This window comes from Streptomyces sp. NPDC003697 (genome assembly GCF_053587115.1).
In genome coordinates, this window is the sequence record NZ_JBSFNN010000125.1 from 1 (window position 1) to 13,014 (window position 13,014).

Below are 13,014 nucleotides of genomic sequence, written 5' to 3' on the forward strand. Positions count from 1 at the left end.
CGCCTCTCCCCGGTGGGCGCCCGCCTCGGCCGGAGGTGCGCGAGCATGGACGGCATGAACCCCGAGTTACCGAGATGTCGCAGGGGTCGGGGTCACCGCCCGTGGCGACGCCGACGCCGGCCGTCAGGTTGATCTCCAGTGCGGAAACAGGCAGAACGGGTGGCCCGACGGGTCCGCCAGCACGTACAGCGCTTCCTCGGGGTCGTCGTACCGGTCGAGGAGCAGCTCGGCTCCCAGCGCTTCCGCCCGTTCGCGCTGCCTGGTCAGCTCGGCCCGGTCCGGGACGGTGAGATCGATGTGCAGCTGCATCGGGACGTCGTGCCCGGGCCACGTCGTCCGGGGCAGGCGGTCGACCCGCTGGAAGGCGAGCTGGTTGACGCCGTCGGAGTTCCGCAGGACGAGCCAGTCCGGCTCGTCGCCCGCGCCGTCCGCCGGGGGTTCGTCACCGGGCCGGTACGTCAGCCCCAGAAACTCCCGGTAGAACTCGGCCAGTTCTCTCGGCCTGGTGGTGTCCAGGACGGTCTGGTTCAGCCGGGGGTACTCGGCCATGGGCCCTCCGATCGACGAGCGTGCCATTCGCTCCCCTCAGAGTCCCCGCTGCCGGGAAAACATTCCGTCAGGCCGATGGTGAGCGGTCCGCTGCCCCAGGGAGATCAGCAGCGCCAGTGCCGCGGCCGTCACCGGCACCCCGTAGCCGGCCGTCGGCGACAGGTGCTCGACCACCCAGCCGCCGGCCGCGCTGCCGCAGCCGATGCCGCCGAGCAGGCCGGTCACCGCCAGGGTCATGCCCTCGTTGAGACGGCCCTCGGGGGTGCGCTGCTGCACCAGGGTCATGTTCGTGATCATCGTCGGCGCGGTCGCCGTGCCCGCGACGAGCAGTGCCGCCGACAGCAGCAGCAGGGACCCGGTCAGGGAGGCGGCCAGCATCGGCAGCGTCATCAGCGCCGTCATCGCGGCGACGCACCACGGCAGCCGCCGGGCGGCCGGGCCGGCCGGCCGCAGCGCCCCGTACAGCAGGCCGGCCCCGCAGGAGCCGGCCGCCTGCAGGCCGAGCGCCACGCCCGCCGCCGTGCGGTGCCCCTGTGCGTCGGCGAACGCGATGGTGACCACCTCCATCGCGCCGAACACCGCACCCATGGTCAGGCACACCAGGAGCCCGCCCGGCATCCCGGGGGCGGTGAGGGGTGCCCTGGCGCGGGTGCGCGGCGCGGGCGGCGGCTCGGTCGCGCGCTGGGCGGCGAACAGCAGGACCCCCGTGAGCAGCAGCACCGCGCCGGTGAGCGTGCCCGCCTCGGGGAAGAAGGTGCCGCACAGGAAGGCGGCGAGGACCGGGCCCAGCATGAAGCACAGTTCGTCCGCCGCCTGCTCGAAGGAGTTCGCGGTGTGCAGGGCCTTCGCGTCGCCGCGCAGCAGGTGCGCCCAGCGGGCGCGGGACATGCCGCCGGTGTTGGGGGTGGTGGCGGTGGCGGCGTACGCGGCGAACAGGGTCCAGTCGGCGGTGCCGAAGTGCACGCACAGCAGCAGCGCGAGGCTGCCCAGCGCCGCGCACACCGTCGCGGGCACGGCGACGCGGGCCTGGCCGTACCGGTCCACCAGCCGCGCGATCCAGGGAGCGGCCACCGCGGTCGCCACGAGTCCGGTGGCGGTGACGGCGCCGGCCAGGGCGTACGAACCCCGCGCCCCGGCGATCATCACGACCGCGCTCACGCCGAACATGCCCTGAGGCAGACGGGCGATCAGGTTCCCGGCGGTGAAAGCCCGGGTGCCGGGGACGGCGAACAGCCGGCGGTAGGGGCCGGGCGGGCGGGTGCCGCGCCGGCGCGGCCCGAAGTCGACGGCGACGACGGCGTCGGCGGTGACGGTGAGCAGGGGCTCTTTCCGGGGAGTCGGTTGTGGCATGCACACAACCATCCCGGGGGGCACAGCGCCGGGTCCAACACCTGTCGGACCCGGATTCACGCACCTGGGTTGTGAGTTGTCCGGCATCCGCGTTGTAGGTTCGCCGCATGCCCGCCCATCCGGACCCCCGTCTGCTGCGCGCCTTCGTCGCCGTCGCCGAGGAGCTGCACTTCACCCGGGCCGCGGCGCGGCTGTACGTGGCCCAGCAGGCCCTCAGCCGGGACGTGCGGCGGCTGGAGCGGGAGCTGGGCGCCGACCTGTTCGTCCGCTCGACCCGGCAGGTGACGCTGACCGCCGACGGTGAGCGGCTGCTGCCGTACGCGCGGCGGGTCCTGCAGGCCCAGGACGAGCTGCTGTCCGCCTTCGGGCAGGCCCGTCCGCTGCTGGTCGACCTGAACTCCCCGGGGCTGGTCACCGGGCGCCGGGTGCTCCACCGGGCCCGGGAACTCGCCCCCGAGCCGGAGATCATGGCCCGCTTCGAGAGCGGGCTGACGTACGCGGCGGCCGAGCTGCTCGCCGGGCGCCTGGACGCGTCGTTCGGCCGCTTCGCCGGGCTGGACCCCGGGCTGCGGGCCCGGCTGGCACACCAGCTCGTGCGGTACGAGCCGATGGCGATCGTGCTGCCCCGGGAGCACGGGCTGGCGTCCCTGCCGTCGGTGCCGCTGGACGCGCTGGCGGGCGAGACGGTGTACGCCGGTGCGGGAAACCCGCGCACCCCGGAGTGGACCGACCTCGCGCACCGCCTGTTCGACGGACGCGGTATCCGGGTCGCGCCGCCGGCCCCGCTGGCCGTGGGCGAGGAGGAGTTCCAGCGCATCATCGCCAAGACGGGCCATCCCGTCCTCGCGGTGGTCGACTTCCCGGCCCTGCCGGGGACGGTGGTCCGGCCGCTGGTCGACCCGGTGCCGCTGTCCCCGGTGTCGCTCGTGTGGCGCCGGGGGCTGGCGCACCCCGCGCTCGACGCGCTGCGGCGGGCGGCGGCGGACGTCGCGGCGGCGCACGGATGGTTGCGACGACCTGGACAGGGATGGATTCCGGCCGTCGACGAAACGGTCAATTCCGTTCATGATTGATACTTCGGGGTTTTTGCCCCTTCGCCGGACGCTACGGTCTTGCCCTCCGAGCACGGTAAGGCCAAGGGGGCGCTCGGACCGGTGGGGGCCGGTTCCGGCGACAAGGCGCTCGGAGTCGTATGCGCGCCCGTCGAGTCCCGTGGGGGGAAGGTACGTTGCGCGTGAAGAAGTGGCGGGAAAACGCCCGTCCGGAGGAATCAGCCATGTCCGCGACCGGGGCGGATGCCGCCGCCGGATCCGACGACGGGGCCGTGCCGGAGACGGGCGCCGTGCCGGCGCCGCGGGTCGAGGATCCGTGGCAGGACTCCGGGCTCGGTCCGGAGCCGGCCACCGGCCACGGCCCGGCACCGCACCCGGGACCGGACGAGATGACCGTCCGGCTGGACCGCGCCGCGGCGCCGCCGGGCGGGCCGGCGGACCGGGACGGCGGCGGTGAGGGGCCCGTCTTCGTGGACGCGTCGGGGCGCCGCAGCCGCCGGCTCCGGCGGGTCGGCATGGCCGTGGGCACGGCCTGCGCGGCCTACGCGGTCGTCATCGTCGTCACCCTGGTCTCGGGAAACTCCAACGCGCCCTGGCTGCCGGTGCCCGGGCAGGACGAGGATCCGTCCTCCAGCAAGGTCGACATCACGCCCTTGCCCTCCGACTCGGCCGCGCCGCCCGGCTCCGGCAGCGGCTGGGTGGTACCCGGCACCCCGGTGGTGGCAGGGACCGGCCCGAAGCCGACACCCGGCGCCACCACCACCGGTGCTCCCCGCGGCTCCGCCGCGCCCCGCAGACCGGGCGCCTCCGCCGCTCCCCGGCCGAGCGCCTCCGCGAGCACCAAGCCCGTCAAGCCGGGCCCGACCGCCCCCGTCGCGCCGTCGTCACCGCCGCCGCTCACCGCCACGCCCGACCCGAGCACCGGTCCGTCCTCGCCCGACCCGTCGCCCTCCCCGACCGGGGGCGGTTCCGGCACCACCGGCGGCAGCGGCCCGGTCGCGGCGGGCCCGGGGGACCCGGTGCCCGTGACGAGCGCGCCGGACAGCGCCGGGCCCACCGGCTCCTCCGGGCCCACGGCCTCCTCCGGCAGCGGCAACGGCAACGGCGGCAGCGGCACAAGCGGTCCCGTCGCCGGTGGTTCCGGCGATCCGACGCCCGTGACGAGCGAGCCGGGCACGACCGCCCCGGCGCCGGCCTCCTCGGAGAGCGTCCTGTGACGAACTCCCGCTCCCGCCGTTCCGGCGCGCGGTCCGCGGCCCGGAACGGCTCCCGACGACGCCGCCTGCCCCTGCGCCTGCTGCTGCCCACCTCCCTGCTCGCCGTGCTCATGGCGATGCTGATGCTGCGCGGATACGTGCACAGCGAGATCCTGGCCGACCACCGCGTCCGCCCCGAGGCCGCCACCGGCAAGGTCCCCGGGAGCGTTCTCGACGGCGGCCCGGTGATCGACACCCGGGCCGGTCACCCGGACGGACTGCGCGTCCCCGACCACCGGCTGGTCCTCACCTTCGACGACGGACCCGATCCGACCTGGACGCCCAGGGTGCTGGACGTGCTCAGGAAGCACCACGCGCACGCCGTCTTCTTCGTCACCGGCACCATGACCTCCCGCTACCCGGAGCTGGTCCGGCGCATGGTGCGCGAGGGCCACGAGGTCGGACTGCACACCTTCAACCACCCCGACCTGTCGTACCAGTCGAAGGCGCGCATCGACTGGGAGCTGTCCCAGACCCAGGTCGCGATCACCGGCGCGGCCGGCATCCGCACCTCCCTGTTCCGCCCGCCGTACTCCTCCTTCGCCGACGCCATGGACGACCGGTCCTGGCCGGTGACCCGCTACGTCGGCGGACGCGGCTACATCACCGTCGTCAACGACATCGACAGCGAGGACTGGCGCAAACCCGGCGTCGAGGCGATCGTCAGCCGCGCCACGCCCGCCGGCGGCAAGGGCGCGATCGTCCTCATGCACGACTCCGGCGGCGACCGCCACCAGACGGTGCGGGCCCTGGACCGGCTGCTGCCCGAACTCCAGGCCCGCGGCTACACGTTCGACAACCTCACCGAGGCGCTGAACGCGCCCAGCGCACACACCCCCGTCACCGGCCCCGACCTGTGGAAGGCCAGGGCGTGGATCTTCCTGGTCCAGGCGTCCGAGCACGTCACCGACGCCCTGGCGGTGTGCCTGGCCGTGGTCGGCGGGCTCGTCATCGCCCGCTTCGTGCTGATGTTCCTGCTCTCCGGCGCCCACGCCCGCCGGGTCCGCCGCCCCGGCTTCCACTGGGGCGAGCCGGTCACCGAGCCGGTGTCGGTGCTGGTCCCGGCGTACAACGAGGCCAAGTGCATCGAGAACACGGTGCGTTCGCTGACGGCCGGCGAGCACCCGATCGAGGTGCTCGTCGTCGACGACGGCTCCAGCGACGGCACGGCCGACATCGTGGAGGCCATGGGCCTGCCCGGCGTGCGCGTCGTCCGGCAGGTCAACGCGGGCAAGCCCGCGGCACTGAACCGGGGCATCGCGCACGCCCGCCACGACCTGATCGTGATGATGGACGGCGACACGGTCTTCGAGCCGTCCACGGTGCGCGAACTCGTGCAGCCCTTCGGCGACCCGCGCGTCGGCGCCGTCGCCGGCAACGCCAAGGTGGGCAACCGCGACTCGCTCATCGGGGCCTGGCAGCACATCGAGTACGTGATGGGCTTCAACCTCGACCGGCGGATGTACGACATCCTGCGCTGCATGCCGACGATCCCCGGCGCGGTCGGCGCCTTCCGCCGTTCGGCCCTGCGGCGGGTCGGCGGCATGAGCGACGACACGCTCGCCGAGGACACCGACATCACCATGGCGCTGCACCGCGACGGCTGGCGGGTGGTGTACGCCGAGAAGGCCCGCGCCTGGACCGAGGCGCCGGAGTCGGTCCGGCAGCTGTGGTCCCAGCGCTACCGGTGGTCCTACGGCACCATGCAGGCCATCTGGAAGCACCGCGGGGCGCTCTTCGACCTGGGGCCGTCCGGCCGCTTCGGCCGGGTGGGCCTGCCGCTGGTGTCGCTGTTCATGGTGGTCGCCCCGCTGCTGGCCCCGCTGATCGACGTGTTCCTGCTGTACGGGGTCGTCTTCGGCCCGACGCAGAAGACCATCGAGGCCTGGCTGGGCGTCCTCGCGGTCCAGGCGGTCTGCGCCGCCTACGCCTTCCGTCTGGACCGGGAACGCATGACGCACCTGATCTCGCTGCCGCTGCAGCAGATCCTCTACCGCCAGCTCATGTACGTCGTGCTGCTCCAGTCCTGGATCACGGCACTCACCGGCGGCCGGCTGCGCTGGCAGAAACTGCGGCGCACCGGCGTCGTCGAGGCGCCGGTCGCTCCGATGCCGCAGCAGCGCACCCACGACGGCAGCGGTGATCGGAGGCCGGTCGCATGAGCCACGGACACCCCACGGGCACGGGCGCGGAGCCGGACACGGTGCCGGCACCGGTCCTCCCGCGGCAGCGCGACGCCGAACCGGCGCCGGCGGCCGCCGCCGGGAAGGCCGGCCGTGACCGCTACCTGGACCTGCTGCGCTCGCTCGCCCTCCTGCGGGTCGTGCTCTACCACCTGTTCGGCTGGGCGTGGCTGACGGTGCTGTTCCCCTCGATGGGCGTGATGTTCGCGCTGGCCGGCTCCCTGATGGCGCGCTCACTCGGCCGTCCGGCGGCGAGCGTGATCAGAAGCCGGGTCCGGCGCCTGCTGCCCCCGCTGTGGGCGTTCGGCGCGGTGGCGCTCGCGCTGATGTTCGCGGGCGGCTGGAACCCGGCGGAGGACCCCGACACCGGCGGCACCTGGGGCGTGCTGTCGCTGTTCGACTACCTCGTCCCGGTCGGCGCCCCGCCCTACCCGGAGCACCTGGGCTCCCCGTCGGGCCTGCTGGAGACCACCTGGGCCGAGGACGCGGCGGGACCGCTGTGGTACCTGCGTGCCTACCTCTGGTTCGTGGTCGCCTCGCCGCTGCTGCTGTGGGCGTTCCGCCGGGCCCCGTGGGCCACCCTCGCCGCTCCGCCCGCCCTGGCCGCCGTCGTCGGCACCGGACTGGTGACGATTCCCGGCGAGACGGGCAACGCCGTCACGGACTTCGCGGTCTACGGCGGGTGCTGGGTCCTGGGCTTCGCCCACCACGAGGGCGTCCTGGCGCGGATCCCGCGCTACGCCGCCGTCTCCTGCGCGGCCCTGCTGATGGCGTTCGGCTTGTGGTGGGCCTTCGGGCATCCCGGCCCGGAGGGCCTGGACCTCAACGACATCCCGCTCGCCCAGGCCACCTGGTCCTTCGGGTTCGTCGTGATCCTCCTGCAGTACTCCCCGTCGTGGCGGGAGCTGCCGGGCCGGCTGCGCCGGTGGGAGAAGCTGATCACCCTCTCCAACAACCGCGCGGTCACCCTCTACCTGTGGCACAACCTGCTGATCGCGGCGACCGTCCCGCTGCTGGACCAGGCCTACCGGCTGCCGTTCCTCAGCGGCGGCGAAGGGGCGGCGGAGCTGGACGCGACCTATCCGGTGCTGGCCCTGGTCCTGGTGTGGCCGCTGATCGGGCTGGCCGTCCTGGCGTTCGGCTGGATCGAGGACGTGGCCGCGGGGCGCCGCCCGCGGCTGTGGCCGGACGGGGCGCGGCGCGGCGGGAACCGCCACCGCTCCTGAAGGCCCCGTCGCCCCCTCCGGCGGACCTCTCACCCGGCCTTCCCGCCGGGTGAGAGCAACGTCTTCTCCCGGTCACCCGGTGCCACAGGGCGGAAACGCGGCCCTCCTACCTTCGGGACCACTGGTCGAACGAGACCCGGGCCCGGAGCACCGTGGAGGCGTCATGACAGCCCCGAGCACACCCCCCGCGCCGATCGGGAAAGGCCGCTGGATCGAGGACTGGGACCCGGAGGACGAGGCGTTCTGGCGGGCCGGCGGGGAGCGGATCGCCCGGCGGAACCTGCTGTACTCCGTCCTGTCCGAGCACATCGGGTTCTCCGTGTGGACGCTCTGGTCCGTGCTGGTGCTGTTCATGGGGCCGGAGTACGGGCTGACGCCGGCGGACAAGTTCCTGCTGACGTCCGTGGTGACGCTGGTCGGCGCGGCGGCCCGGGTGCCGTACACCTTCGCCGTCGCGGTGTTCGGCGGCCGGAACTGGACCGTCGTCTCCGCGTGCCTGCTGCTGGTCCCCACGGTCACCGCGTTCGCCGTGATGGAGCCGGGCACGTCCTTGACCACCTTCCTGTGGGCCGGGCTCCTCGCCGGCGTCGGCGGCGGCAACTTCGCCTCCTCCATGACCAACATCAACGCCTTCTTCCCGCTGCGGAGCAAGGGCTGGGCCCTCGGCCTCAACGCCGGCGGCGGCAACATCGGCGTGCCCGTCATCCAGCTCGCCGCGCTCGCCGTCATCGGCGCCGGCGGCGGACCGCGGGTGCTGCTCGGGATCTACATCCCGCTGATCGTCGTCGTCGCCGTCCTCGCCGCCCGCCGCATGGACAACCTCGCCTCCGTGCGCAACGACACCGGCGCCGCCCGGGACGCCGCGAAGGACCCCCACACCTGGATCATGTCCTTCCTCTACCTCGGCACCTTCGGCTCGTTCATCGGCTACAGCTTCGCCTTCGGGCAGGTCCTGACGAACCAGTTCGGGCGGACCCCGCTGCAGGCCGCCTGCCTCACGTTCATCGGCCCGCTGCTGGGCTCCCTCGTCCGCCCGGTCGGCGGCCGGCTCGCCGACCGGTACGGAGGGGCCCCGGTCACCCTGGGAGTCTTCGCCGCCATGGCCGCCGCCACGGCCGTGCTGGCCGGCCTGCGGGACTCGCTCGCGCTGTTCGTCGCCGTCTTCGTCGTGCTGTTCGTGCTCAGCGGGCTCGGCAACGGGTCGGCGTACAAGATGATCCCGGGCATCTTCCGGGCCAAGGCGCGGGCCCTGGGGCTGACGGGGGAGGAGGCCGCATCCTACGGGCGCCGGCTGTCCGGCGCGTCCATGGGGCTGACCGGCGCGGTGGGGGCGCTGGGCGGCGTCGGCGTCAACCTCGCCTTCCGGCAGTCCTTCCTCTCCCACGGCTCCGGCACGGGCGCCTTCGTCGCCTTCCTCGCCTTCTACGGCGTCGCGGTCGCGGTCACCTGGGCGGTGTACCTTCGCCGCCCGGCCGGGCGGGACCGCAGCGTCGCCACCGCCGCGGAACCGGCCCCCCTGCCGGGGTACGCGGAGGTGTGACGTAACACTGGGGACATCGCGGCGAACCGGGCCCGTCACGCGCCGTCGACAGGCTCGGTCCGGCACGCGGCACGAAGGAACTCCTCGAGTGCGGGACGAGAGTGCGATGGACGACGAACAGCAGCGACCGGAACACGGACCCCTGGCCGGGTTCACCGTGGGCGTGACGGCCGCGCGCCGGGCCGACGAACTGGGGGCGCTGCTCCAGCGGCGCGGCGCCGCCGTCGTGCACGCGCCCGCCCTGCGCATCGTGCCGCTCGCCGACGACGGCGAACTCCTCGCCGCCACCAAGACGATCATCGGCACGGAAACCGACGTCGTGGTGGCCACCACCGCCATCGGATTCCGCGGCTGGGTCGAGGCCGCCGAGGGGTGGGGACTCGGCGGGGCGCTGCTGGACCGGCTGCACGGGGTGGAGCTGCTGGCCCGCGGGCCCAAGGTCAAGGGCGCGATCAGGGCCGCCGGGCTGACGGAGGAGTGGTCGCCGTCGTCGGAGTCCATGGCGGAGGTGCTCGACCGGCTGCTCCAGGAGGGCGTCGACGGGCGGCGGATCGCCGTCCAGCTGCACGGTGAGCCGCTGCCGGGGTTCGTGGAGGCGCTGCGGGAGGCGGGCGCCGAGGTGGTGCCCGTCCCCGTCTACCGGTGGATGCCCCCGGAGGACACCGGCCCGCTCGACCGGCTCCTCGACGCAGCCGTCTCCGGCGGCCTGGACGCGCTCACCTTCACCAGCGCGCCCGCCGCCGCCTCCCTGCTCTCCCGCGCCGGGGAACGCGGACTGCTGCCGGAGCTGCTGTCGGCCCTGGACCACGACGTGCTCGCCGCGTGCGTCGGACCGGTCACCGCGCTGCCGCTGCAGGCCCGCGGGGTGGACACGGTCCAGCCGGACCGCTTCCGGCTCGGCCCGCTGGTGCAGCTGCTGTGCCGTGAACTGCCGGGCCGGGCGCGGGCCCTGCCGGTGGCCGGGCACCGGGTGGAGATCCGCGGCCACGCGGTCCTGGTGGACGGCGAGCTGAAGCCCGTACCGCCCGCCGGCATGTCGCTGCTGCGGGCGCTGGCGCGGCGGCCGGGCTGGGTGGTGGCGCGGGCCGAGCTGCTGCGCGCGCTGCCGGGCGCGGGCCGCGACGAGCACGCGGTGGAGACGGCGATGGCCCGGCTGCGCACGGCGCTCGGCGCGCCGAAGCTGATCCAGACGGTGGTCAAGCGCGGCTACCGCCTCGCCCTGGACCCGGCGGCCGACAGCAAGTACGCCGACGCCTGAACCGGCCGGGGGGTTCCGGCCGCGGCGGAGGACGGGCACTGTGGGAGGGAGCGGTTTCCCCAGCCCTCGACAGGCACCTCACCGACACCCGCCGACCCGGGTGACCCTAGGCGGTGACAGGCACATGGCACTGGGTACGGCCCCGTACGAGCTGCGGTTCGACACCGGGCGGATCTGCCTGGACCTGCTGGCCACCACCCACCCCGGCGAACGGCTGGACGGCGTCGGGTCGTTGCGCGCGTGGATCACCGGCTCCGGGCTCGTCCCGCGGGCGACCTCGCTGGCGCACGCCGACGCCTCCTGGCTCCTGGCCTTCCGCGAACTGCGCGGCCACGTCGCACCGTTGGTGCGCGCCTGCCTCGTGCCCGAGACCCGGCCCCTCGGCCCCGCGCTCGCCCGCGTCAACGACGTCGCCCGGGCCGCGCCGCCCGCGCCGCGCGCGGTCACCGGCGCGGACGGCGCGCTCGTACGGGAGCTGGCCGGCTCCCCGGAGTGCGCCGGCCTGCTGGCCGCGGTCGCGCGGGACGCCGTGGAACTGCTCACCGATCCCGCCGCCCGGGCCGCGCTGCGCGAGTGCGAGGGCGACAACTGCCCCATCGTGTACCTGGACACGTCCCGGGGACGGCGCAGGCGCTGGTGCTCCAGCGAGGTCTGCGGCAACCGGGAACGGGTGGCCCGCCACCGTCGCCGCACGGCCCTCACCCGAGCCTGAAGAACCGTCAGGCAGCCCCGGGTGTCCCGTATGCGGCTTTCCCCGCCCCGGCGGCCCGTGTGAGATGGGCAACACCCCGTTTGGTCACGGTCCCGCAGGGGCAATCGCGCCGCGCCGTGACGGCGTGTCGGAAATGTAGACATCGTGCAGTGGGAATGTGCACTCATGTCCCGCTCGTCACACCGCCCCGCAGAAAACCGCCGCCCCGCTTTGAACACCGCGCACCCCGCGTCCGTACCCGTCGGCGAGCGACCGACTGGGGGAACCCCCGGACATCGGAGGTGGGCGTGCGCAAGGATTCCGTCGTGGCCAAGGAACGTGGATCGAGGGCCCGACATCGCATGTCCCAGCCCTCGGAGCCTGACGAGGAGCTGATGCGTGCGCTCTACCGCGAACACGCCGGACCCCTCCTCGCGTATGTCCTGCGGCTGGTCGCCGGAGACCGGCAGCGCGCCGAGGACGTGGTGCAGGAGACGCTCATCCGTGCCTGGAAGAACGCCGGTCAGCTCAATCGTGCGACCGGTTCGGTACGCCCCTGGCTGGTGACGGTCGCCCGGCGCATCGTCATCGACGGCCACCGCAGCCGGCAGGCCCGGCCGCAGGAGGTCGATCCGTCGCCGCTGGAGGTCATTCCCGCGGAGGACGAGATCGACAAAGCGCTGTGGTTGATGACGCTGTCGGACGCGCTGGACGACCTGACCCCGGCCCACCGGGAGGTGCTGGTCGAGACGTATTTCAAGGGGCGTACCGTCAATGAGGCGGCGCAGACGCTGGGCATACCGAGCGGCACGGTCCGCTCCCGGGTGTTCTATGCCCTGCGGTCGATGAAGCTGGCTCTGGAGGAGCGGGGGGTGACGGCGTGATGAGCACTTACGGGGGGTTCGGAACGGGTGGTTCGGGTATGTCTGGCCCCATGCAGGGATCACCGGCCCCGAACGAGCACGAGACCGTCGGCGCCTACGCCCTCGGCATCCTCGACGACGCCGAGGCAACCGCTTTCGAGGCACACCTCGCCACGTGCGAGTGGTGCGCCCAACAACTCGACGAACTGGCCGGAATGGAGCCGATGCTGGCCGCGCTCGCGGACATGCCCGGTTCCGGCGCGCCCGCGATCGGCGAGTCGCTGTCGGCCAGGCCCAGCCCGCGGCTGGCCGAGAAGCTCGTCGACGAGGTCGCCGAGCGCCGCGCGCGCAAGCGCCGTCGCGGCTTCTACCTGATCGCGGCTGCGGCCGCACTGATCATCGGTGGCCCGCTGACCGTGGTCGCGGCGACCGGCGGGTCGGACGGCGGCGACACGATGGCCGCCGGTCCCGCCCAGTCCGCGTTCCAGACGATGTCGGACCGGCGGACGGCCACGGACCCGGCGACCCACGTCACCGCGACCGTCGCCATGGAGAAGCGGGACTGGGGCACCCACGCGGTGCTCCAGCTGAAGAACGTCACCGGCCCCAAGAAGTGCTCGCTCATCGCCGTCGGCAAGGACGGCGAGCGCGAGACGGTGACCTCCTGGTCGGTCCCCAACTGGGGCTACGGCGTCCCGAACGCCAAGACGGAAGAGGGTAAGCAGCCGCTCTACGTCCACGGCGGCGCCGCCCTCACCCCGAACGAGATCGACCACTTCGAGGTCATGACCTTCGACGGCAAACGCCTGGTGGAGGTCGGCGCCTGACAACCGGCCCGGCGCATCGCGCGGAGGCCCCGCACCTGAACCGCCGGCACTCGCCGCAGTAGTCCGAAACCGTCCCGCGGCCGCCGCCGAACCACTGGCACTCACCACCGGAAACGGATCCCTCCCGCAGCCGCGCACGGACGGGAGGGGGCGTGCCGGGGGGTGCCCGCCCGCAGCGGCCGGCGCGTCCACGCGGGGTGCGTTGCCGAGCCACCTCGT

At 73.9% G+C, this 13,014-nt stretch carries 11 protein-coding genes; 9 read left to right on the forward strand and 2 right to left on the reverse strand.

Features of this window, described 5'->3' with window-relative positions:
• Positions 1-123: 123 nt before the first annotated feature.
• Both ACWDNY_RS29715 and ACWDNY_RS29720 read right to left on the reverse strand, forming a co-directional pair.
• The gene (locus ACWDNY_RS29715) at positions 124-549 is read right to left on the reverse strand and encodes a VOC family protein (RefSeq protein WP_451648914.1); all 426 of its coding nucleotides are present in this window, start codon (positions 547-549) and stop codon (positions 124-126) included.
• Positions 550-585: 36 nt separating this feature from the next.
• Entirely contained in the window at positions 586-1,899 is a 1,314-nt protein-coding gene (locus ACWDNY_RS29720) for an MFS transporter (protein WP_451648915.1), read from the reverse strand.
• Positions 1,900-2,006: 107 nt separating this feature from the next.
• On the opposite strand from ACWDNY_RS29720, the gene ACWDNY_RS29725 reads away from it, so the two are divergent.
• From ACWDNY_RS29725 to ACWDNY_RS29765, 9 genes are all read left to right on the forward strand, one after another.
• Positions 2,007-2,972, forward strand: coding sequence for a LysR family transcriptional regulator (locus ACWDNY_RS29725; RefSeq protein ID WP_451648916.1), 966 nt, complete (start codon positions 2,007-2,009; stop codon positions 2,970-2,972).
• Between the two features lie 203 nt (positions 2,973-3,175).
• A complete protein-coding gene (locus tag ACWDNY_RS29730; protein ID WP_451648917.1) occupies positions 3,176-4,168 on the forward strand; it encodes a translation initiation factor IF-2 in 993 nt (330 codons plus the stop codon).
• 71 nt (positions 4,169-4,239) lie between these two features.
• Complete coding sequence (locus tag ACWDNY_RS29735) at positions 4,240-6,369, forward strand: glycosyltransferase (protein WP_451648922.1); 2,130 nt, start codon at positions 4,240-4,242, stop codon at positions 6,367-6,369.
• Entirely contained in the window at positions 6,366-7,616 is a 1,251-nt protein-coding gene (locus ACWDNY_RS29740) for an acyltransferase family protein (protein WP_451648918.1), read from the forward strand. The genes ACWDNY_RS29735 and ACWDNY_RS29740 overlap by 4 nt, the downstream gene beginning before the upstream one ends.
• A 163-nt stretch (positions 7,617-7,779) precedes the next feature.
• A complete protein-coding gene (locus ACWDNY_RS29745) occupies positions 7,780-9,156 on the forward strand; it encodes a nitrate/nitrite transporter (RefSeq protein WP_451648919.1) in 1,377 nt (458 codons plus the stop codon).
• A 106-nt stretch (positions 9,157-9,262) separates the two neighbouring features.
• Positions 9,263-10,414 carry a uroporphyrinogen-III synthase gene (locus ACWDNY_RS29750; protein ID WP_451648923.1) on the forward strand — a complete coding sequence of 384 codons (1,152 nt, stop codon included), beginning with the start codon at positions 9,263-9,265 and terminating at the stop codon, positions 10,412-10,414.
• 124 nt (positions 10,415-10,538) lie between these two features.
• Complete coding sequence (locus ACWDNY_RS29755) at positions 10,539-11,126, forward strand: CGNR zinc finger domain-containing protein (RefSeq protein WP_451648920.1); 588 nt, start codon at positions 10,539-10,541, stop codon at positions 11,124-11,126.
• Between the two features lie 281 nt (positions 11,127-11,407).
• Positions 11,408-11,989, forward strand: a complete 582-nt coding sequence (locus tag ACWDNY_RS29760) for a sigma-70 family RNA polymerase sigma factor (protein WP_361511578.1) — start codon at positions 11,408-11,410, stop codon at positions 11,987-11,989.
• The gene (locus ACWDNY_RS29765; RefSeq protein WP_451648921.1) at positions 11,989-12,795 is read left to right on the forward strand and encodes an anti-sigma factor family protein; all 807 of its coding nucleotides are present in this window, start codon (positions 11,989-11,991) and stop codon (positions 12,793-12,795) included. The genes ACWDNY_RS29760 and ACWDNY_RS29765 overlap by 1 nt, the downstream gene beginning before the upstream one ends.
• Positions 12,796-13,014: the final 219 nt, after the last annotated feature.

Excerpts from the sequence above, each read along its gene's own strand:
- ACWDNY_RS29740 (WP_451648918.1), top strand. The coding sequence starts at position 6,366 with ATGAGCCACGGACACCCCACGGGCACGGGCGCGGAGCCGGACACGGTG.
- ACWDNY_RS29730 (WP_451648917.1), top strand. The coding sequence starts at position 3,176 with ATGTCCGCGACCGGGGCGGATGCCGCCGCCGGATCCGACGACGGGGCC.
- ACWDNY_RS29765 (WP_451648921.1), top strand. The coding sequence starts at position 11,989 with ATGAGCACTTACGGGGGGTTCGGAACGGGTGGTTCGGGTATGTCTGGC.
- ACWDNY_RS29725 (WP_451648916.1), top strand. The coding sequence starts at position 2,007 with ATGCCCGCCCATCCGGACCCCCGTCTGCTGCGCGCCTTCGTCGCCGTC.
- ACWDNY_RS29745 (WP_451648919.1), top strand. The coding sequence starts at position 7,780 with ATGACAGCCCCGAGCACACCCCCCGCGCCGATCGGGAAAGGCCGCTGG.
- ACWDNY_RS29720 (WP_451648915.1), bottom strand. The coding sequence starts at position 1,899 with ATGCCACAACCGACTCCCCGGAAAGAGCCCCTGCTCACCGTCACCGCC.
- ACWDNY_RS29755 (WP_451648920.1), top strand. The coding sequence starts at position 10,539 with ATGGCACTGGGTACGGCCCCGTACGAGCTGCGGTTCGACACCGGGCGG.
- ACWDNY_RS29715 (WP_451648914.1), bottom strand. The coding sequence starts at position 549 with ATGGCCGAGTACCCCCGGCTGAACCAGACCGTCCTGGACACCACCAGG.
- ACWDNY_RS29750 (WP_451648923.1), top strand. The coding sequence starts at position 9,263 with ATGGACGACGAACAGCAGCGACCGGAACACGGACCCCTGGCCGGGTTC.